This window comes from Flagellimonas meishanensis (assembly GCF_019880545.1).
Lineage (GTDB): Bacteria > Bacteroidota > Bacteroidia > Flavobacteriales > Flavobacteriaceae > Flagellimonas > Flagellimonas meishanensis.
Map to the genome: position 1 here is coordinate 1261483 of NZ_JAINVW010000003.1, position 21385 is coordinate 1282867.

The 21385-nt window shown below is 44.3% G+C and carries 15 protein-coding genes; 3 read left to right on the top strand and 12 right to left on the bottom strand.

Going from position 1 to position 21385, the window contains the following annotated elements:
- Positions 1-144: 144 nt before the first annotated feature.
- Positions 145-1071 carry a malate dehydrogenase gene (gene mdh, locus K7G75_RS13770; protein WP_222984816.1) on the bottom strand — a complete coding sequence of 309 codons (927 nt, stop codon included), beginning with the start codon at positions 1069-1071 and terminating at the stop codon, positions 145-147.
- A 235-nt stretch (positions 1072-1306) separates the two neighbouring features.
- Here mdh and K7G75_RS13775 point away from each other — a divergent pair, with 235 nt between their 5' ends.
- Positions 1307-1678, top strand: coding sequence for a hypothetical protein (locus K7G75_RS13775; protein ID WP_222984817.1), 372 nt, complete (start codon positions 1307-1309; stop codon positions 1676-1678).
- 86 nt (positions 1679-1764) lie between these two features.
- Here the strand turns inward: K7G75_RS13775 and K7G75_RS13780 are convergent, their stop codons facing one another.
- Together K7G75_RS13780 and gyrB are read right to left on the bottom strand one after the other, a co-directional pair.
- The gene (locus tag K7G75_RS13780) at positions 1765-2766 is read right to left on the bottom strand and encodes a DUF6588 family protein (RefSeq protein WP_222984818.1); all 1002 of its coding nucleotides are present in this window, start codon (positions 2764-2766) and stop codon (positions 1765-1767) included.
- Between the two features lie 72 nt (positions 2767-2838).
- Positions 2839-4779: a DNA topoisomerase (ATP-hydrolyzing) subunit B gene (gene gyrB, locus K7G75_RS13785; RefSeq protein ID WP_222984819.1), complete on the bottom strand. Its 1941-nt coding sequence runs from the start codon at positions 4777-4779 to the stop codon at positions 2839-2841.
- A gap of 403 nt (positions 4780-5182) precedes the next feature.
- Between gyrB and K7G75_RS13790 the strand changes: the two genes are divergently transcribed.
- Complete coding sequence (locus K7G75_RS13790) at positions 5183-5713, top strand: hypothetical protein (RefSeq protein WP_222984820.1); 531 nt, start codon at positions 5183-5185, stop codon at positions 5711-5713.
- 66 nt (positions 5714-5779) lie between these two features.
- Here K7G75_RS13790 and asnB read toward each other — a convergent pair whose 3' ends face one another.
- Positions 5780-7471, bottom strand: a complete 1692-nt coding sequence (gene asnB / locus K7G75_RS13795; protein WP_222984821.1) for an asparagine synthase B — start codon at positions 7469-7471, stop codon at positions 5780-5782.
- A 239-nt stretch (positions 7472-7710) separates the two neighbouring features.
- Here asnB and K7G75_RS13800 point away from each other — a divergent pair, with 239 nt between their 5' ends.
- Complete coding sequence (locus K7G75_RS13800; RefSeq protein ID WP_222984822.1) at positions 7711-8241, top strand: DUF2911 domain-containing protein; 531 nt, start codon at positions 7711-7713, stop codon at positions 8239-8241.
- Positions 8242-8285: 44 nt separating this feature from the next.
- On the opposite strand, the gene K7G75_RS13805 is transcribed toward K7G75_RS13800, so the two are convergent.
- The 8 genes from K7G75_RS13805 to K7G75_RS13840 all read right to left on the bottom strand — a co-directional run bounded on the left by K7G75_RS13805 (position 8286) and on the right by K7G75_RS13840 (position 21317).
- Complete coding sequence (locus K7G75_RS13805) at positions 8286-9908, bottom strand: amidohydrolase (RefSeq protein WP_222984823.1); 1623 nt, start codon at positions 9906-9908, stop codon at positions 8286-8288.
- Between the two features lie 49 nt (positions 9909-9957).
- Positions 9958-11019, bottom strand: coding sequence for an OmpA family protein (locus K7G75_RS14835; RefSeq protein ID WP_222984824.1), 1062 nt, complete (start codon positions 11017-11019; stop codon positions 9958-9960).
- A gap of 146 nt (positions 11020-11165) precedes the next feature.
- Positions 11166-12554, bottom strand: a complete 1389-nt coding sequence (locus tag K7G75_RS13815; protein WP_222984825.1) for an alpha/beta fold hydrolase — start codon at positions 12552-12554, stop codon at positions 11166-11168.
- A gap of 13 nt (positions 12555-12567) precedes the next feature.
- Positions 12568-14340 carry an alpha/beta hydrolase gene (locus tag K7G75_RS13820; RefSeq protein WP_222984826.1) on the bottom strand — a complete coding sequence of 591 codons (1773 nt, stop codon included), beginning with the start codon at positions 14338-14340 and terminating at the stop codon, positions 12568-12570.
- Between the two features lie 10 nt (positions 14341-14350).
- Entirely contained in the window at positions 14351-15589 is a 1239-nt protein-coding gene (locus K7G75_RS13825; protein WP_222984827.1) for an FG-GAP repeat domain-containing protein, read from the bottom strand.
- Between the two features lie 52 nt (positions 15590-15641).
- Positions 15642-16448, bottom strand: coding sequence for a helix-turn-helix domain-containing protein (locus tag K7G75_RS13830; protein WP_222984828.1), 807 nt, complete (start codon positions 16446-16448; stop codon positions 15642-15644).
- A gap of 80 nt (positions 16449-16528) precedes the next feature.
- Complete coding sequence (locus K7G75_RS13835; RefSeq protein WP_222984829.1) at positions 16529-18280, bottom strand: TonB-dependent receptor; 1752 nt, start codon at positions 18278-18280, stop codon at positions 16529-16531.
- 13 nt (positions 18281-18293) lie between these two features.
- On the bottom strand, positions 18294-21317 hold the full coding sequence (locus K7G75_RS13840; protein ID WP_222984830.1) for a tetratricopeptide repeat protein: 3024 nt from the start codon (positions 21315-21317) through the stop codon (positions 18294-18296).
- Positions 21318-21385 lie beyond the last annotated feature (68 nt).

A 21385-nucleotide genomic window follows, 5' to 3' on the forward strand; every position in this document is an offset into this window, starting at 1 on the left:
ATAGAAATTGAGGGAATTGCAATTGGCACCTATGGTTGAAGTGTTAAAATAAAAATGTCATTTCGAATCTGAAGGATGGGAAATCCAAATCATGGGATTTCCCGCTTCGCGCGAAATGACAATTTTGAAACTTCTATTTGGTTCTTATACCTGAAGAAGTCCGTTGGTTTTCCTCACTCCTTCGGCACTTTCCTGCATTTTGGCCTTTTCCGCATCGCTAAGCTCTATTTCAACCACTTTTTCGATGCCATTTTTACCCAAAACAACGGGTACTCCAATACAAATGTCGTCCAACCCATATTCCCCTTCCAAAAAGGTGGAGCAGGGGAACATTTTCTTTTGATCGCAGGCAATGGCCTGAACCAAGCTAGAAACTGCCGCTCCCGGTGCGTACCAGGCACTGGTGCCCAACAACTTGGTCAATGTGGCACCGCCCACTTTGGTTTCCTCTACCACCCATTGCATTTTTTCTTCGGAAAGGAACTCGGACACTTTTACACTGTTTCTTGTAGCGTGCCCAATCAATGGGACCATTCCCGTATCGCTATGACCACCTACCACCATACCATCCACATCGGAGATTGGAGCTCCCAAAGCTTCTGCCAATCGGTATTTGAAACGGGCGCTATCCAAAGCTCCTCCCATACCAATGATCCTGTTTTTAGGGATATCGGTGCTCTTGTGGACCAGATACGTCATGGTGTCCATGGGATTGCTTACCACAATGATGATGGTGTTGGGCGAATGTTTCAATAGATTGGAAGAGACATCCTTAACAATCCCTGCATTTATCCCTATGAGCTCTTCCCGTGTCATCCCTGGTTTTCTTGGGATTCCAGAGGTGATCACCGCAATATCGCTGCCCGCTGTTTTGGAATAATCGCCTGTTGTCCCGGAAATTTTGGTGTCGAACCCATTGAGTGATGCGGTCTGCATCAAATCCATGGCCTTCCCTTCGGCATATCCTTCCTTAATGTCCAACAAAACAACTTCGGATGCAAAATTTTTCATTGCTATGTATTCGGCACAGCTAGCTCCAACTGCGCCTGCTCCAACTACGGTAACTTTCATTTTTATGGGTTTTATTTTTAGTGGACCAAAAATAAGGCATTTAGGGCAGAAAAAACCTGACATTTTCCATTTTCTAGGCCATCTGTTTTAAAAGAAATCTATCTGGGAAGCGGACATTTTGATGACGGAGAAAGAAGTAAGTCCAAAAATGACCATTGTACTTTCATTTTTGCACAATAAACAGGTTTGAATTTTCGTTATAATAGTCCCAAATCCTGTTTTAACCTACTTAAACATGAAAAAGCTCTTTTCATTGTTATGCATCATTTCCATTGTGGCAGTAAGCAATTGTACAAGCGTTCCGGAAAACAACGATCCCATCTTGGGTATCTGGGTAAGGAACAATGTCTCCACAGATGCCAACAAAAACACAAGCAATATCCGAGAGGAATGGATTTTTAACGATGTGTACCTGGGTAGATATCAAAGTTATTCCAATTCCAAATTAGATTTTTACACTGATTTTAAATGGTCCGAGGAAAATGGTGTCTACACCATCATCTTTGGTGATCCACAGGTTCCGGATGTAACCGTGAGCCTAGAGCAAAACGAAGCTCCTGAAAAGTTGACCCTGGACAATGGTTCTGTCTTCGCCACCAGGGAGTAATGTGAAGGCACACTTATGAAAATAGGAGGCCCCAACTTTCGATGGGGCCTTCTTTATGGTTGGTCAGTATGTGGGTGGCGCTATTTTTATCTAAATCCAAAGTTCAGTCCGAATGTGAATGTGCTGAACTCGGAAATGTTGTACTCGGCATTCAATCTAAAGAAACCCAGTTTGAGCTTGGTTCCCAAATTCGCAGAAACTCCACTGGCATCTGATGAAACTGTAAAAGGATCTGTATAGGTGGTCTGAAAGGGCCCGGTGGTGACGATATAGTCCCCAAGCAAATCGATATCCGACTTTCCGGTAATGTAGCCAAGACCTCCATAGAAATTGATCACAGGTAACTTGGTGGACACAACTGCGCTAAAATTCCATGTTTTAAAGGTAGCATCAATACTCTGGTCACTTCCATCTATCACTCCTGAATCGGTGAAATCATAATCTCCGGATAAATTGGTGTACCCGATCACCGCGGATATAGCCACTGGCAAAACTTTGTCCGCAGGAAGCAGTTTGGTAAACTCATATTGGATACCTGCACCAAAAAGGCCAATTTTTGCGTCATCATCAAACTTGATCTTGGGCAAAAAACGGGCTTTTACCTCCAACCCTTTTACAAGCCCCACTGCTGCTTGGATGTATCCAGAGGGCACAAAATTGAAATCTTCAGAAGCGAGTCCTGTTGGCAGGGTAAATTCCTCTCTTAAAGGGCCTTCGCCGACAAACACGTTTACTCCCTCAATATCTCCCAAAGCTGTGGCGACCGGTCTTGCTTGACCAGGATTGTCCACAAAGTCCAGATTTTCATAATCGTTGGGATCCAGAATGAAGGATTTTTTATCCTCCTTGTTTTTGAACCCCGTTATATTTCCCACAATGGATATTTCAAATCCGCCCAAGGGTTTGGCATCGGCGGTATTGTACCAACCGTTGGAAATGCTGTAGATCCCTGCCTCCGAAACAGGAGCCAGATAGGCATTGGCAAATCGTTCCGCATCGTTAAGGCCAGAAACGAACAGATCGTTCAAATCTTGGGCCTTGCCCACACTAATCGTAAGCACTGCAAACAAAAGCACTATTCTTCTCATCTTGTAAAATTTTTCCTAAAACTAAAAAACTCGCCCTTTTGGAGCGAGTTTTTGTTGTGAAACAGCTGTTATCTATGCATCTATGTTGGCATAGACGGCATTTTTCTCTATAAACTCACGTCTCGGAGGCACCTCATCGCCCATCAACATGGAGAAGATTCGGTCAGATTCGGTTGCATTGTCAATGCTAACCTTCCTTAGTGTCCTGAATTCCGGATTCATGGTGGTGTCCCACAATTGTTCGGCGTTCATTTCACCCAAACCTTTATACCGTTGAATGCCTGCTCCCCCGTTCATGGATTCCACAATCTCATCGCGTTCCTTATCATTCCAAGCATATCTCCTTTTGGTGCCTTTTTTGACCAAATATAACGGTGGCGTGGCTATGTAGACATGCCCATTTTCAATCAGTTCCCGCATGTACCGGAAGAAAAAGGTTAGAATCAGGGTTTCAATATGGCTTCCATCCACATCGGCATCACACATGATGATGACTTTGTGGTATCTTAATTTTTCAAGGTTCAGTGCCTTGCTGTCCTCTTCGGTTCCAATGGTCACACCCAGAGCGGTATACATGTTTTTGATCTCCTCATTTTCGAAGACTTTGTGCTGCATGGCCTTTTCCACATTCAAAATTTTACCCCTCAAAGGTAAAATGGCCTGGAAATTACGGTCACGGCCCATTTTGGCCGTACCTCCCGCCGAGTCACCCTCAACAAGGAAGATTTCGCAATTTTCCGGGTTCTGGTCAGCACAATCGGACAGTTTTCCCGGAAGTCCGCCCCCGCCCATGGGGTTTTTCCGCTGGACCATTTCCCGGGCCTTCGCAGCCGCATGTCGTGCCTGGGCCGCCAATTTCACTTTCTCAACGATTTGTTTGGCATCATCCGGATGTTCCTCCAAATAATCGGTCAACATTTCTGAAACGGCTTGACTAACAGCGCTGGTCACCTCCCTGTTTCCAAGCTTGGTCTTGGTCTGCCCCTCAAACTGGGGCTCGGCTACCTTTACTGAAACGATGGCAGTCAATCCCTCACGGAAATCATCCCCAGCAATTTCAAACTTCAACTTGTCCAGAAGCCCAGAATTGTCCGCATACTTTTTTAATGTTGTGGTCAAACCTCTTCTGAAACCGGAAAGATGTGTCCCCCCTTCGTGGGTATTGATGTTGTTCACATAGGAATGCAGGTTTTCGGTATAGCCAGTATTGTATACCATGGCAACCTCTACGGGAATACCGTTTTTCTCCCCTTCCATGGAGATGACACTCTGGATGAGCGATTCCCGGTTCCCATCCAAAAAGCGTATAAATTCCTTAAGCCCCTCTTCGGAATAGAAGGTTTCGGAAACAAACTCCCCCTTTTCATCCTTATTGCGCTTATCGGTAAGCGTTATGGTCACTCCTTTGTTCAAATAGGATAGTTCCCGCATCCTATTGGCCAAGGTTTCATAGTTATATTCGGTGGTTTGGGTAAATATGGTATCGTCCGGGGTAAATGTGACCACGGTTCCAGTTTCAGTACTGTCCCCAACACTTTTTACTGGATATAAGGTCTTGCCCCGTGCATATTCCTGTTCCCAAATCTTACCTTCTCGATAAACTGTTGCCTTTAAATGGCTGGACAATGCATTTACGCAGGAAACACCTACTCCGTGCAATCCACCGGAAACCTTATAGGAGTCCTTATCAAATTTTCCGCCGGCACCTATTTTGGTCATGACCACTTCCAAGGCAGAGACACCTTCCTTTTTGTGCAATCCCACGGGTATCCCCCTACCATTGTCCTTGGTGGTAATGGAGTTGTCCTCGTTGATGATCACTTCAATGGAATCGCAGTGCCCTCCCATGGCCTCGTCGATGGAGTTGTCGACCACTTCGTACACCAAATGGTGCAGTCCCCTGGGCCCTACATCCCCAATATACATGGATGGTCGCATGCGCACGTGCTCCATGCCCTCCAAAGCCTGGATACTATCCGCGGAATATTGGTCTTTTTTAGCTTCTTCGCTCATATATCTACTGTATTTGCCTTGAAATTTTCAAATCCTACAAATATAAGGAATACCCTATGAAATTAGGCAGTTGGAGCCTTTTAAACCCCCTAAGTTATCAACAAAAAACTGTGGAAAACAAAGCGTGAAATAAGGAGGTCAAAATTCAACAAAAAAGCCATTAAAATCCATAATACAGCTTTCTTAACTAGTAGATTATCGGGTTAGATTTTCCTCTTGCCTCCGTTCCTTTCATACTATGAATTATGCAAGTTCACTTGCATAAAACAATAAAGCGTTCAATTTGATACCATGGGCCTTATTTGGGGATGATACCCAACACGCTTGGCTACTTTAAAAAAAGAATTTGAGGTCCGTGTGATAAATCCTACTTTTGACACCTATAAAACTCAAATTTTACATCATGAAGAAAAGTTTATTTACATTTTTTGCCGCAATAGGTTTTGTGGCCGCAGTCAGTGCACAAGATGGGGCTCAAACTGCTAAAGGTAGTTGGCTTATTGAGGCAAATACTGGCTTTGGCGGGGAAGGTATCACGGCACATTCGGCCAATACCGGTTTTTCACTTATTTCCACTGATAATTCCACCATTTGGGGTATCGGAGCTGAGGGAGGTTACTTCGTTGCGGATGATTTGGCCCTAAAAGCAGGACTAGGTTACTCGGATTTTGATGGATTGACCGTTTTCTCCTATAAAGTGGGTGCAAAGTACTATGTAATCAGTGCCATTCCCTTTCAAATAGATATTACCGGTGCCAGTATCCAAGATATACCAGAAAATCCACTTTGGCTGGGTCTACAGGGAGGTTATGCCTTTTTTCTTTCTGACCATATAAGCGTGGAACCGGGTCTGCGCTATAATCTAAGCCTTAACGAGGATTTCACCGATGAAGGCATCTTCGAGTTTCGTATAGGGTTTGCCCTTTACTTCTAGCATTAAAAAAGCCCCTTTTTAAGGGGCTTTTTCGACTAATCAACAATGGAACAACTTCTTCCCGTGTTAGAATGAAATAAGGGAAGGTTGTTTTACATAAGCATCTTCGTGCACATTGGCAACGGCCCTACCTGAAGGGTCGTTCATGTTCTTAAAGGCTTCGTCCCACTCGAGGGCTATTTTGGTACTGCATGCTACGGATGGTTCCTGCGGAACGCTTAGGGCCGCTGCGTCCGAAGGGTAGTGTTCCTCAAAAATGGAACGGTAATAGTACTCTTCTTTTGTGGTAGGGGTTTGGATGGGAAACTTGAAATGGGCATGCTGCAGTTGTTCGTCACTTACTTTTTCATCCACAAGTGCTTTCAGGGTATCAATCCAACTGTAGCCCACACCATCCGAAAACTGTTCTTTTTGTCTCCAGGCCACACTTTCGGGCAGATAGGATTCAAAAGCCTTGCGAACCACCCACTTTTCCATGCGCTCACCATTGATCATTTTATCTTTTGGGTTGATGCGCATGGCCACATCCATGAATTCTTTGTCCAAAAACGGCACTCTGCCCTCTATACCCCAAGCGGCCAAAGATTTGTTGGCTCGGAGGCAATCATACATATGGAGTTTGTCCAATTTCCTCACGGTCTCTTCGTGAAACTCTTGGGCATTGGGAGCTTTGTGAAAATACAGATAGCCCCCAAAAAGCTCATCAGCACCCTCTCCAGAAAGGACCATCTTGATTCCCATGGATTTGATGACCCTTGCCATTAGGTACATGGGTGTTGAAGCCCGTATTGTGGTGATATCATATGTTTCTAGGTTATATATCACGTCCTTAATGGCATCCAATCCTTCTTGAATGGTGAATTTTATCTCGTGATGGATGGTTCCTATATGGTCCGAAACCTTTCTGGCCGCTGCTAGATCTGGGGAACCTTCCAAACCCACTGAAAAGGAATGCAACTGTGGCCACCAGGCATCGGTGGTATCACCAGATTCTATCCGTTTTTGGGAATATTTTTTTGCAATGGCCGAGGTCACTGATGAATCAAGTCCCCCTGACAACAATACACCGTAGGGCACATCCGACATCAATTGACGGTGCACCGCAGCTTCCAACGCTTCTTTAATGGACTGTATACTGGTCTCGTTTTCCTTGACCGCCTCATAGTCCATCCAATCTCTTTTGTACCATCTTTTGAACTCCCCATCTGCACTGTGCATATAATGTCCCGGAGGAAAAAGTTCGATCTTGGAACAGGTCCCTTCCAACGCCTTTAGCTCAGAGGCCACATAAAAGGTGCCATTCTTGTCCCACCCTATGTAAAGCGGAATAATTCCCATATGGTCCCTAGTGATGAAATATTCGTCCTTTTCACTATCATAAATGGCAAAACCGAATATCCCGTTCAATTCGTCCACGAAATCTGTCCCTTTTTGCTGATAAAGCGCCAAAATGACCTCACAATCGGATTGGGTCCTGAACTGGTACTTGCCCTCAAACGGCTTTCTTAGCTCTTGATGGTTATAAATTTCGCCATTGGCCGCCAAAACCAGTTTGCCATCATCACTCAAAAGGGGTTGTTTGCCCGAAGCCGGATCCACAATGGCCAATCGCTCATGGGCAAGAATGGCCTTTTCATCTGAATAGATTCCACTCCAATCCGGGCCTCTATGCCTGACTTTTTTGGCCATTTCCAATAATTGGGGCCTAAGGGTCTCCGCACTTTCCTTAATATCAAACGCACATACTATGCCACACATAACATATTCTTTATAACAGTATGGAACAAAAGTCTCCATTATTATTATTAAATAAAACAAAAAATAAATAATTGATTACATTTATTCTTTAATAAATGATTATTAATATCATATAATAACTTATTTCTGATGATGGTACCAATATTTATACGGTCTGTAAGGTTTCCAAATTTTAACGTCTCTTTATAAACACTTCATTCAATTACATCCTAGTTTTGGAAACATCTAAAATCACAATCATGAAAAATGTATTCTTTTTTACTTTCTTAACCATTGCTCTGGCATTTTCCACGCAAGCAACAGCACAAAAATTCAGTGGATTGGACAAAAGTCCTGCCGACATAGCTTCTTATCCAGCCAGCTACCGCGTAGCCGATAAATCAGTTCGTGTAATCTACAGCAGGCCCCAATTAAAGGGACGTAGCCTTGCCGAACTTGCTCCTTCCGGTAAGGTTTGGAGGACTGGTGCCAACGAGTGCGCCGAAATCACTTTTTACAAGGACGCCACCGTAGGTGGAACGTCCATTGGTGCTGGTACCTACTCACTGTTCACCATTCCCGGTGAGGATGATTGGACAGTAATATTGAACAGTAATCTAAACCAATGGGGCGCTTATTCCTATGACAGCACTGCGGATGTTGCACGTGTTTCCGCAAAAGCAAGCAGCGATGGAGAGTCGTTGGAGGCCTTTTCCATTGCTTTTGATGATGATGGCAATATGATCATGGGGTGGGACAAAACCCGGGTTACCTTGCCTATTAGCATGTAATACCGATATATTTGAAAATAAAAAAGGCGGGGATGACCCGCCTTTTATTTTTTGCGAATGCCGCCCAGAAAAACCTGCTCTGCTTCCAGGTGTGGGACACTGTCAATGGGCATGGTCATGATATCGCCGCTAAGGATAACGAAGTCGGCAAACTTTCCGACCTCGATACTGCCTTTTTCCTTTTCCTCAAAATTGGAATAGGCCGCCCAAATGGTCATTCCTTTTAGTGTTTCTTCACGGGAAAGCGCATCTTTCATTTGAAAACCGCCATCAGGATAATCTTCCAGGTCTTGACGGTCCACCGCTGCATAAAAAGTCAGGAACGGGCTCACCCTCTCCACGGGGAAATCGGTTCCCAAAGCCACTACGCCGGCCTTGTCCAACAGTGTTTTAAAGGCATAGGCTCCCTTGACCCGTTCCGGTCCCAGCCGATCTTCTGCCCAGTACATATCACTTGTGGCATGGGTTGGTTGCACGGATGGGATGATGCCTTTTTCAAAGTAATCAAAATCAGCAATGGAAACCACCTGCGCATGTTCCACCTTCCAGCGTCTATCTTCCTTTCCTTCCAGTGCTTTTTCATAGGCCCGAAGCACCACAACATTGGCAGAATCCCCAATGGCATGTGTGTTCATTTGATAGTCGGATGCCGCTATGCGTTGCGCCAATGCCTCCATTTGATCCATTGGGGTTATCATGGCTCCATAATGGCCGTTTTGGTCCGAATAGGGTTCCTTTAGCGCAGCGCCCCGGGACCCCAACGCACCATCGCCATACACTTTTATAGATCGTACGTTAAGTTTATCTGTTTTGATGATTCCGCGGTTGAGAAAATGATCCAAATTTTCCTTGGAATTGCCCACCATGGCATAAACCCGCATGGAAAGTGCGCCCGCTTGTTGCAGACTGTCTATGAGTTCGATAATGGATTGGTCCAAGCCTGCATCGTTAACGGTAGTGAGCCCATAATCCAAGCATAATTTTTCAGCGTCCTTTAACGCCTGTATCTGGGTGGCCCTATTCGGCCGGGGCATCACTGCATCGACCATCCGCATGGGCGTATCGACAAGCACTCCGGTCAATTTTCCATCTTTTTTTACGATTTCCCCACCCTCCACTTTGGTTTCGGAAGTGATTCCGGCCAAATCCAAGGCCTTTTGGTTGACCAGATAAGCATGCCCGTCCACACGCTCCAGAGCTATTGGAATTTCGGGGAACAGCGCATCCAATCGGTCCTTGGTCGGAAATGTTTTCTCCTCCCAATCATTCTGGTCCCATCCCCTTCCCTGAATAAAATTTGTGGGGTTCTCTTTTTGGAAAGCAACCACCTTTTCCAAAATTTCCTCAAAACTGGACGTCCCCACTAAATCAACCACCTGTTGGTTCAAACCCAATCCATAAAAATGGCAGTGGGCGTCGATCAACCCAGGAACAATGGTTTTGCCCTGGGCATCCAGTTCCTCGGTTGCCTCATAGCTTTTTTGTATCTCCAAGTGGTCTCCCACTGCGATGAACCTGCCATCCTTGACCGCAATGCCGGTTGCTTTCGAAAAATTCCCATCAACAGTATAAACATTGGCATTGTGAACGATCAGATCCACTTTCTCCCGCGGATTGCAGGCCACCAAAAACAGAAGGCACAAACTAGAGATGATACGGTATTTCATTTTGATAGGGTTTCCATCAAAAATAGAGAAAGCGAATGGAATATGGTGATTACTCGTCCACAAACTCGGTCATCACAAACTCCACCCGTCTGTTCTTTCTGCGGGCTTTTTCGGTAAGTGTGGTATCCAAAGGAATTTGGTTGCCATAACCTTTTGAGCTGATACGTTCTTTCTCCAATCCCAAAGTCATAAGATAGCGGGCCACACTCTGTGCCCTTTGGCGGGAAAGCACATCATTGTAATCTTCTGAACCTAGATCATCGGTATGCCCACTAATGGAAACTTTCAGGTTTGGATGTTTTTTCAGGTATTCATAAACGTCCTGCAAGCTTTGCTTTGCTTTGGGTTGCAGATCAAAACGATCAAAATTGAAATTGACATGATCCAAAACATAGATTTCATTGGGTCTATATTCAGGTCCCAGATATTTCAGGGAAACATCGTCCACATAGTAATAGGAATAGCCCTCAGTTCCCGGAAGCTCTTCATTAAAATGGAGATAGTCTGTACTATGGTTACTCTTAAAATTCCCAAGAATCAAATTGGCCTCAAAGCCTTTGGCCACAAATTCGAGGCTTATTTGCATCCATTTGGACTTATCATCATAATAACCAATGGACTGAAATTGCTTGGCATGCGTAGTTTTGATTCCGTTTGAGGCCAGGGCAGTATGGGAAAGTTGCCTTTTTGTATGTACGGAAAGTGCTTTTTCGGATAAAACCGCCCCAATATCCTTTACCGCGCCATCGGATTTTTCTGAAAGGCTCAGATATAGGCTCAGCTCATAACGATGTCCTTTTTGAAGGGTCTCCTTAAGCGCTACCTGAATATATTCGCGATAATCCTTTGGCGCAAATAGATAGAGTCCGGCGTAGGCGCTTCCTTCAAATGCTTCCTGTTTTCCTTTGAAATTTAGAGGTATCCCGAGCTTGGTTCTGCTGCATTGGTTAAAATAATCGGTGGTGCCCAAGGTAGGGGCGTTCCAGTACTCCGCATCGCGATTCAGATTGCTCATCTTTACGGGACAGGTGGCAAAATCCTCAAATCCCCCATTTTGAACCAGGTTCTGGGCATGGATCTGTGCAGCATGGATCATAACTGCTAGGGACACTATGTGAATGAATCGCAATGGCATGGTTTCGAACCGCATTGAAACGACCAATCGCAATTAAGGTTGATGGACTGGCGTAGACTAAATAACGTTTTTTTCGAAGAATTATTTCGCTATTGTCTAATAATCAGCATTTTGAACAACAATCAATCTGTGGGCGACATCCAAGCAATAATATCTTTTGCAATACTTGGATGATAGTTCTCCATAATATGGGCTCTATATTCACCGGCTAGAGATAATCTTGCCCCTTCCTCCTTGGACTTTATTTTAGCAAAAACGTGGTCGGCTTCTGGAATTTCCAAAAAGGTACCCTGACCGGGATTTTGTTCATTGATTAGGGAAACAATATCCTTTGCGGCTCCATTGTTAAGGGCTTGGAGGTCTGAAGTGCCATAGATTGCCAATACTTTTGATTTTACATTGGACCATGATTCAGCATTACGAATGCTATTGATGGTCGAAAAGAATGTATAATGTCGTCCGAAGAAGTAGTCCCCATCGCTATAGTTCAACACATTCATTTCTTCATCCAAATATTTTTTGTTTTTAGGATCTTTACGTATTTCCTGCGGCGATTTTCCCTCTATCAACCATTGGTGCATCAGGGAAATGGAATTTCTGACCATGGCATCCATTTGCTCCCTGGTCTCAACGCCAAAGTAAATGGGCTGTTCCCGAAAATTATCTAGAAAATATTCGAACCATGTCTTATAGATCGGCGCGTATACAATTATGCCCTTGGGTTGATATGCCTTTGCCAAAATAGGTGCAGTGACACTTCCCATGGAGTGTCCAAATAGAAACAGTTGCTCCATATCCACATAAGGCAAAGCTCGAAATTGCACGTAAGCGGCCTTATGGATTTCCAGTTCCTCCTCATAGTCAATATCCCGACAGTTTTTTATCTCCTCGCTGTCTCCAATTCCAGGTCGTTCAATTCTATAAACCGTATACCCAGCATTTACAAAATCATCGATCAGTAGTTTTGCCGGCTCAGTAGGATTGGCCCAAAAATCTTGCGAACCACAATAAATCCCTTGTAAAAAGAAAATTGCTGGGGATTTGTCAACACGTTTTGGTTTATGTACTATGGTCCGTAATCTACCCAATCTGGTCTGAAGTGTTCCATAGATCACTTCTGTATCGTTTGAAGATGATTCCTTAGGTTTTCCAAGAGCATGTCCCTTAATTGTTTTTGTTTTTCCATTTCTATTGATCTGTATTCGCAAAAAAACACCTTCCCTGAGTCCACGGGCCAAGGCAAAAACTTGAGATCTATCCGTTATTTCTTCGTCGTTTATTTGCAAAACCACATCTCCTGTTTGCATTCCCAAATTCGCAGCAGTGGAACCAGATATGATCCTTGTGACCAAAGCGCCACTAGCTATCTGCAGTTTGTTGACTTCCGCCACTGAGTCATTAACGGTTACAATCCCGATGCCTAGGGACGCCTTTCGCTGCAATTCTTGCGCCATTGATTTTGAAGTAAGCGCAACGCCAAAAACCAACAACAATATGGACCAATACTTCATTGTACTTTTATGCTCAACCATTGTCCTTTAAAAATTTATGTACAGTTCCAAAATATTCATCAGGCGCATCAAGCCATCCGTAATGAACACAATTGCTTAATAATTTAAGGGTTGAGTTTGGAAATACGGCATGCATGGCCTCTGCATGCTCTGGGGCCACAATATCATTTTTTCCATGAATGATGAGAACCGGATTGGCAAACTGCTTCATTTCATCCACTACATTATACTGGGTTTTTCGCAAGTCTGACCATATCGATTGGTTCACTTCAGGGTGGTACCGTGAATTAAATGCGAGGCCTTTGAAAACCCTATTCCTGTTTTCTTGGTTATAGAGATAGCCTCCTGCAATGGCTTTGGCCCGTTTCATGCGGCGTAAATCAATATTTTCCTCACTATCCAGGTTGGCAAGAACATCCTTATCTTCATCATCCAGTCTGGACATTAGCCTTTGATCTACTGTGCTTAAAAAATCCATTGTCATACCCGCTGAATGAGACAATATCATCGCTTTTACATTATCTGGATATTTGGCCGCGTAGCTCATTGCATATAATCCGCCGAAGGATTGACCAAACAGTGTGATTTTTTCCAATCCCAGGTGTTTTCTCAGGGCTTCCAGATCCTGCACCATCAAATCTATAGTAAGACTGCTATCCTGGGGCCCATGCAGTTTGGAAAAACCTGTTCCCCTTTGGTCGAACAGAACAACAAGACGGTCCCTGGAAAAGTTTTGGGCCAATGAAGCAAAATTGTGACTGGAAAATCCTGGACCTCCATTAAGAATAAACAACGGCTCCCCCGCTCCAAAAACCTTGTATGCGAGCTTAAGGTCCTTCATTGGCAGGTACGAATAGTCCGCTTTCTTCTTTTGGATATAATCAACGACCACACTACGGTATTTTGAGTTGTCCATTTTGCCCAGATCTTGTAAAAGTTGACTGTGGCCCATATCCTTTATGTGATAAAATTCCATGGTTTCGTAGTTAGCTTTACCGGCCTCTTGTTCAAGCAGCTGGGTATAACCATAGGTATCCTTTTCAGAAATGACCAGCATGGGGATCCATTGGTTGTCAATATATGAAGTCGGTGATGCCCTCCGATGCTCTCGTTCAGTATTGCCAAAAACAGCCTGTACGTGCTTTTCAGCCATGTCTTTCCCATTATATTTCAAATGGCTTTCATGATAAGCTGCGATGTCATAAGCTCCGGCAATGGGTATGGCAGCCCTGATATCCCTTACCGACATGCCAACTTCGAACAGATAGCTTGGGTCCATGGCCAATAGCGCGGACAAATGGCCCCCTGCAGAATAGCCGCTAACAAAAATGGAATTTTGGTCATAGCCGTAGGATTCGGCATTTTGATACACCCATGCAAAAGATCGGGCGACATCTTTTATGTGCTCAGGATGCTGGATTCCTTCATCAAACTTCGGATTCTTCCAGGTGCCCGGACTCAGTCTGTAGCTTATTGTGGCTACTGCAATACCTTCATTTGCAAATGCACGGGCCAAATCTGTTTCAAACTTTCTACCGCCAAAAGCCCAGGCACCACCGTGAATCCACAGCAAAATTGGTGGGTTTTCCACATTATTGGGAACGAACAGGTTTAGCTTGTGCTTGATAGTGTCCGCATCCTTGCCTTTGTAATACGGAAGATCGTAGTACTCGGTAACATCATTGACCTTCCCATTTTTTTGAAATCCTGAACATCCCCAACTACACCCGAGGCATAGGGTAAAAGCAAGAATCAATATGGTAAACTCCTTATTCCATTGTTTCATTCTCCAATCTTTATTCATTTCTTATAAGCAATATGTCCTCTCCCCTAAAATTGCACAGATAGATATCTTCAAGGTCATCTCCATTAAAATCTGCCAAAACAAAATCAAAAGTGTAGTTGTCCATTTCAGGAAAATATAGCCCGGTTTGATCTTTGAATGTGGCGTTCCCTTGATTGATCAGCACCATCATATGTTGCCCATTGAACCGATTACCGTTAATCAGGTCCAAAAAACCATCCCCATTAATGTCAAAAAATGTTGCACCGACCGTTCCGAAGTCGTTTTGAGGCAAAGAAGCTATAGTTTCCTTAAAAAAGCCATAACCATCATTTAGTAACAACCGATTCTGTGGGTTTCCCAATCCACCAAAATCCACGTTAGCGAAAAAAATATCCAGGTCACCATCATTATCCAAGTCACCCAATTCAACCTCGCGGGTTTGGTCATTTACCGCCGGTAAACGGTCGTCAGCCTCATATTTAAAATGACCTTTCCCGTAATTGATCAATATGCGGTTGCTTGTCTCGTTTGCCTCAACCAAATCCAAATCTCCATCACCATCCAAATCACCCAGGGCAATATCCTGCGTGGTCGATGTATCTGAGGGAAGTCTAAGCTGTGTCTCATCAAGAAAAACCCCCTTTCCATTATTGATCAATAAAAAGTTCTGCCCTTGGTTACCGATAATTAAGTCCGCATACCCATCTTCGTTGAAATCCGCGGTTTCCACCACATTGGATATCCCCCGAACGGGCAATCCTGCCAAAAAATCCTCAAAATAGCCCTGTCCCGTGTTACGATAGTATTCATTTACTTGGTCATCCTCACTAACAAAGACCAGATCAACATCACCATCTTTGTCAAAATCTGCCATGGCTATATCTTCCGAATCGCGCTTGTTTTTCGGGAATCTCTCTCCGCTCTCATCCACCAGGGAGCCCTGGCCGTCGTTTATAAGAATTATGTTATGTCCGAATTCAATGGCCAATACCAAATCCTGATGACCGTCACCATTAAAGTCAAAAGCTTCCCCATTCATACTATTCTGCCCTAAGTTTCCACTTTTCAGGGCATCCGGTGTTGCCATGCGGTATATGGGCTTTGGTTTACTTTTTTGTTCAGAAAGAGGTGGTGCAAGGGTTGGATTGTGCAAAAAGAAAAAACCCATTAGCATAACAGCAACAAACAAGACAATAAAAAACAAAAGGGCATACTGTTCGCGCTCCATTACCGGCCGATATAATAACATGGAAACAAGTTAGGGCACAACCTAATAAAGAATATGTAAAATCTTGCGAATTTTAACGGTAGAGCTGTTTCTTCAAACACTTTTGTAGGTAGTGGGCATCGCCAAACCCACATTGCTCGGCAATATAAGCAGGCTTATATCCTTGATTAAACAGTTCTTGGGCCCGCTGTATTCTGATTTCATTCAGATACTTATTGGGCGATTTACCATAAAAACCCTTGAACCTTTTTTGAAAATGGAATGGTGACAAGCAAGCTTCCTTGGCTATCTGGTCCAGGCTCAGTTTTGCGCTGTAATGCTTTTCAATGAACACCCGCCCTTTTTCCATCTTCTCCCATAAGTGATATCTGGTATCTTCTTTTTTTACTTCCAGTTTGCGCAATTTACTTGTAGAATGTGCAAGAAAGGGAATCAGTTTAGCAAGTGTGCTTTCAAGAAAAAAATCTGGGTTGGCCCATTGCGCATCAATGGTTGTGGACGAAAACACATCGGGAACCTGCAAAAATGACGAGGAAATTGGAAAACCAGGTACGATGGGCAAGTCCGTTGCATACCTGTCCAACTGCTGTTCAAAAGTGTCCTCTGAAAAATAAACACAAACTCCTTTAACAGGTCCTTTTGCGTTTATCCTTGTTTCCAACTCCTGTCCTGGCGGCACCAATAAAAATTGATTGGAATGGACCGTTTTTCTTTCCCCGTTAATGATGTAATGCTCGGTACCATGGAATACGAATTTCAAGGAATAGCAATTTGTGAAGCTTCGTGCCTTAAATTGGATCAGGTTTGAAAAAAGGACTTTCCCGTCAACTTTCTTACCATTAAAACCGTTGATTTCCCCCTTTTTGATTTCAACTTCCATGGAATGGTCTTTGAGCTAAGATAAGGACTTTACATACTTAAGTCGAAATCATTGAGGCTTGTTTACGGTCAAAAACCCCGTTAAAGATCAAACTTATAGCTAACCCCGGCCAGTGCCTGAAAACCCTGAACCCTAAAATTGGCCCAGCGCTGATATTCATTGTTGGCCAGGTTGGATGCCTTTACAAAGATGGATAGCTGCTCATTGAAGCGGTATCCCAAATGGGCATTGGCATCAAAAAAGCCATCCAAGGTCACTATTGTCGCAGGAAATTCGGAAGGCTGTACGTTCTGGACCACCTGGGCTACGAGATCATCCCTTTCCCCCACATAAAACAGATTGGCACCGGCATACCATTGGTCATTGATTTGGTAATCCAGAAAGAGTGATCCTTTAATCGAAGGCAGGTTCCATGCCGGATTATCCGTTTCGGTATCATAATCATTGAATTCAGCATTGATGCCCAGCATAAAATTTCTGTTGAGGTCCACATTGAGTTCCGCAAAAATGCCCAGAGTCTTTACATCATCATAAAAAACCTGGAAAGAATTCCCGAAAGTATATCCTTCCTCATCATTTCTGAACAGGTTTTGTGGATTCAACAAAAATAGGGGTTTCCGATTTTCAGCGGTATATGATCCCTTGATATTGTATCCCACATGGGACGTCAATTGCCCTTTCAAACCAACATAGCCCTCATATTGTCGGTCCGTTGGCTGAATATCCAACGTAGGGGACACAAAAGGGTTCTGGTCCACAAAACTGTGATAGGTGTTTTGCGTTAATTGACCTTCAATTCCGCCATAAGCGATCACATTCTCTTCCAAAAGTCGATAGGATGCAGTCACCGCAGGGTAAATGAAGAAATTGCTGTCACTGTTTTCCGTTGCCAGACCATATACAAAACTGGCCCCAAGATTTAGGGTGAGATCATCCCGAAGCACCAGAAGGCTTGGGGTTATCCCCGCTTGAAATTGTCCATAATCAATCCCTGCGTCGTTAATCGCATTGTTCACCGACGCATTTGCAAAACTCCCGTTGACAAAGTCAAGTGCAATGCCCACGTTTATCAATTCCTCCGTGACCGGCAATTCCAGAGTGGAATTGAGAATTATTCGGTTTTCACCTGATTCGGCAGCATCCCAAAAACGTCTCAGCAACACATTCCCCTTTTTGAAATAGGAGTCCTCCATTTCCAACTGTGCGGAACCTTCGGCATTAAAATAGTGCTGCGTTTCATCAATCCCCGCTATAGTGACTTCATCAAAGCTTTCGGCATCTATCCCATACCAGTTATATATTTGATGTTGAAGACCCATATTGGCGCCCCAGTTCAAATCCCTAGCCTTCTTTTTGTAGGACACGTCCAATTTGGTGTTGTAGAATTCCGTATCCAATGGGGTAAAATCGATGTCGCCCCTTGAGGAATGATGGTTGAGTCCAACGTCCAGTAAATCCTCCCGCCTGTTCAGTTCCTGACTGGTGTAAAAGTCAAGCAGGGCATTGTTATAATTACCCAGTCCCACTGAAGCAAAGGAATTGTACAAGGTAGGTGGTGGAACTTTTTTTACGGTGGAAGCCTTTCCCTTGGCAGGTGTAAAGGTAGAAGCCACTGGCACGGAAAAAATGCTATAGTCGATTTCCTTTTTCTGAAGCACTATGGAATCATTGAGATCTGGTGAGGATTTGATTTTGAAGGCATCGGATACCGTTGGGGAATATGGTTTGACCACGGTCACCGTTTCTGTACCAATATTATCGGTCTGCTGGGCAGAAATGATGCCACAAAAACTCAAAAGGAGCAGTAAAAATATAGAGGTTCTCTTTTGCATACCAATTCTCGATTTAATTTTGATTTGGGTCAACGCTTGAATTGCGCTCCGCTTCCCTTGACTTTATCACGGCCAATTCGCCTTGTGCCTCGGCCTGGATGTTTTCAAATTCGGAAAAGTTGGAGACCACACTTTCTAAAATATAGGTGGCCTGAAAGGCATCCCCCAGTGCATAAAAATTCTTGGCCATAATCACAAGTCCCTTTCCGCCCCATTGTTTGTGGGCAGAATAATCCTTGGCCAATTTTTGCACGGAAACATTTGATGCCTCGAAATCTTGGTTTTTGTTTTTGAAATAGGCATCAAAGTACCAAGCCTCCGCAGCGGTTTCCCCACTGGCGATAGCTTTTACCTTTTGATAAGCGGTTTCGGCCAGGTCTTCATCTCCCGTGGCCATGGCAGATCGTGCTATCATTATTTGTGCATCGCTTTTGATACGGTCGTCAATTTGTGGGGCCTGCAATACTTTTTCGGCATATTCCAGGGTTTTTTTATACTCATTTTGTTTGTAATGGCCCTTCATCAAATTGGATTGGGCAAAGGTTCTGTTCTGTGGGATTTCGGCCAAGCCTTCCAACCGCAACAAATAGGGCATTGCATTTTGATAGTCCTGTTTTTCCACATAGATCTCGCATACCCGGGTCAATGCCTGTTCAACAAACTCGCCGCTTCCGCTGTTCGCCACAGTCTGATATTTGGGTAGCGCCCGTTCTTTGTCCCCGTTTGCAAAATGAAGCTGAGCCAACTTAAAGTTGGCCTCAAGGGCATGTATGCCGTTGGGAAACCCATCGATATAATCTTGGTAGGCCCGAAGGGCAGCCTCACTTTTACCTTCCACATGTTTGCGCTCCGCAGCCTCAAAACTGGCATTGTCCAATTCCGCATCGGTCACCTCAACAAAGTCTAAATTTCTGGCCCATGCGGCATATTCGCTCACCCTGCCCTCATCCACATATACCAATTTGGCGGTGGCAACGGCTTGTTTGGCCTCTTGGGTGTTGGGATATTTTTGGACCACTTCCTTCAGTTTGTCCAGCGCTTGATCGTTCCTACTGGCATTGTAGTGGACCAATCCCTGGCGCAACAGGGCACTGGGTGCAAATCTGCTGCGTGCGTATTCGGCAATTAAACGATCATACGTTTGTAATCCTTGCGACTCTTGATTGGCCTGGATATAGGTATTGCCCAGTTCAAAGAGTGCATCATCACGCAATGCGGATTTGGGATAACGGGTCAAAAATTCATTCAAGCCATCTATTTTTCGATCATTGTTTCCAAGAAATCCAATACAGAGGGTTTTCTGGAATGCCGCATAATCGCGTTCTGGCCCGTTCATTTTTGATGCTTCTTCATACGCCGATTGTGCCAAGCTGTACCTGCTCGTCACAAAATAACTGTCCCCCAACCTCAGATAACTGTCGTTGCGCCGCTCATCATCGATTTGGGTCGCATTTACAACCTTTGCAAAATGGGAAATGGCCTGCGCATAGTCCTTCAACTTAAAATAACAGTACCCGATATTGTAATCAGACGTTTCGTATTCTTGCAACGACCTGCCCGCCGGTTGACTTTGGAACTGTATGAACGTTGTCAAGGCATCTTCAAAGCGGTCCAATCGATATGCAGATTCCGCCTTCCAAAAGAGTGCCCGTGCCTCAAAGTTGGGGTTTTCGGCGTTTTTCAAGGATTTGGTGAAACGTTCCAATGCAGCCTCATATTGTCCATCCAAAAAGAGTTCCACTCCCCGGTAGAAAGCTACTTTTTGATACGTTTCCTTACTGGCGTAGCTGTTGTTTTCTTCCAAAAGCTGCATGGCCCCTTCAAAATTTTTGGATGTGATGTATGAATCCACCAAAAGTTCCTGAATCTCTGTCCGGTGTGTGTCTTTTGGGTATTTTTCCAAATAAGTGGCCATAACCTGCGGTACAGGTTCATAGGGATTCCCGATCTCGTAGCTCAAGCGGGCATAGTTCAACAGCGCATCTTTTTGGATATCGGCACTAAAATCCATTTGGGAGGCATTGCGAAACGCATTTAGGGCCTCAGGCTTTTTGTCCACCTTTAAATAGCACTCCGCCAAATGGTAATAGGCATTTTGGGAAACACCGTTGGTGCCCCCTATTATTTTGTTGAACTGCTGAATGGCATTTTCATGATCTCCCTGCTTGTAATGGGCGTATCCCAGCAAATAATAATCGGTATTGTTGAGCCTCCCCCTATCGCCCCTGTATTTTTCTAGGTAGGGAATGGCCTCTTGGTAGCGTTCCAGATTAAAATAACTCTCGCCAATGATTTTGTTCAACTCGGATTGCTCCTTTCGGTCCGATTTCGGTAATTGTTTTTCGGCCATGGCAATCGCCTCTTCAAAATTCCCCAGTTTAAAATTAAGGTCAGCCTGGTAGTAGGACAGCTTTTCATTTAACAGCTCAGGGTCGGTAATTTGGTCGAACCGGGCACTGGCCTGTTCATAGTCATCCTGTTCATAGGCAATGTACCCCAAATAGTATTTGGCCTGAGATCCATATTTGTTTGATGTGCTGACCTTGCCCAGATAACTTTCGGCTTCCTTGGGATTTTTAGAGGTATACAGTGCATAGCCCATATTGAAGTTGAAACGCTCCTCATCGGCATAACTCATAGCGGATTGGTCCACTTTCCTATACCATTTTAATGCATAGGGGTATTTGCCAGTGTCGAAATAGTAATCGGCAACATCCATAAAGGCCGAATTGCGCTTGGTGGAGGTTGGGTAGCGCTCCACAAAGTCTTCCATCATCTTATCCGCGCCGCGCTGGTTCAACCGAATGGCAGCATTTGCCGAATAATAGGCACTGTTGGCCTCGGTTTCGTAATCTTTGGTGTTCGCCTTAACCTTTTCAAAAATGGTCTGTGCGGCCTGATATTGTTGATTGTTGTACAGGGCCAGGGCATCCTGAAAATCCTTGTCCTCATGCACAAATACCTGTGATTCCTGCGAAAAGAGTGTGAAAAAAGCACCCAAAAAAATGGGAAAAAGGAGGAGGTTTTTTCGATTCATAGTGTTCTACGCTGTTCTCGATTGACTTTTACCATAACGTCAAAATTTGAGCCAAAGTATATCTTAAT

Coding starts and splice junctions, on each gene's coding strand:
- mdh (WP_222984816.1), bottom strand. CDS start 1,071: ATGAAAGTTACCGTAGTTGGAGCAGGCGCAGTTGGAGCTAGCTGTGCC.
- K7G75_RS13775 (WP_222984817.1), top strand. CDS start 1,307: ATGAAAAAGCTCTTTTCATTGTTATGCATCATTTCCATTGTGGCAGTA.
- K7G75_RS13780 (WP_222984818.1), bottom strand. CDS start 2,766: ATGAGAAGAATAGTGCTTTTGTTTGCAGTGCTTACGATTAGTGTGGGC.
- gyrB (WP_222984819.1), bottom strand. CDS start 4,779: ATGAGCGAAGAAGCTAAAAAAGACCAATATTCCGCGGATAGTATCCAG.
- K7G75_RS13790 (WP_222984820.1), top strand. CDS start 5,183: ATGAAGAAAAGTTTATTTACATTTTTTGCCGCAATAGGTTTTGTGGCC.
- asnB (WP_222984821.1), bottom strand. CDS start 7,471: ATGTGTGGCATAGTATGTGCGTTTGATATTAAGGAAAGTGCGGAGACC.
- K7G75_RS13800 (WP_222984822.1), top strand. CDS start 7,711: ATGAAAAATGTATTCTTTTTTACTTTCTTAACCATTGCTCTGGCATTT.
- K7G75_RS13805 (WP_222984823.1), bottom strand. CDS start 9,908: ATGAAATACCGTATCATCTCTAGTTTGTGCCTTCTGTTTTTGGTGGCC.
- K7G75_RS13815 (WP_222984825.1), bottom strand. CDS start 12,554: ATGAAGTATTGGTCCATATTGTTGTTGGTTTTTGGCGTTGCGCTTACT.
- K7G75_RS13820 (WP_222984826.1), bottom strand. CDS start 14,340: ATGAAACAATGGAATAAGGAGTTTACCATATTGATTCTTGCTTTTACC.
- K7G75_RS13825 (WP_222984827.1), bottom strand. CDS start 15,589: ATGTTATTATATCGGCCGGTAATGGAGCGCGAACAGTATGCCCTTTTG.
- K7G75_RS13830 (WP_222984828.1), bottom strand. CDS start 16,448: ATGGAAGTTGAAATCAAAAAGGGGGAAATCAACGGTTTTAATGGTAAG.
- K7G75_RS13835 (WP_222984829.1), bottom strand. CDS start 18,280: ATGCAAAAGAGAACCTCTATATTTTTACTGCTCCTTTTGAGTTTTTGT.
- K7G75_RS13840 (WP_222984830.1), bottom strand. CDS start 21,317: ATGAATCGAAAAAACCTCCTCCTTTTTCCCATTTTTTTGGGTGCTTTT.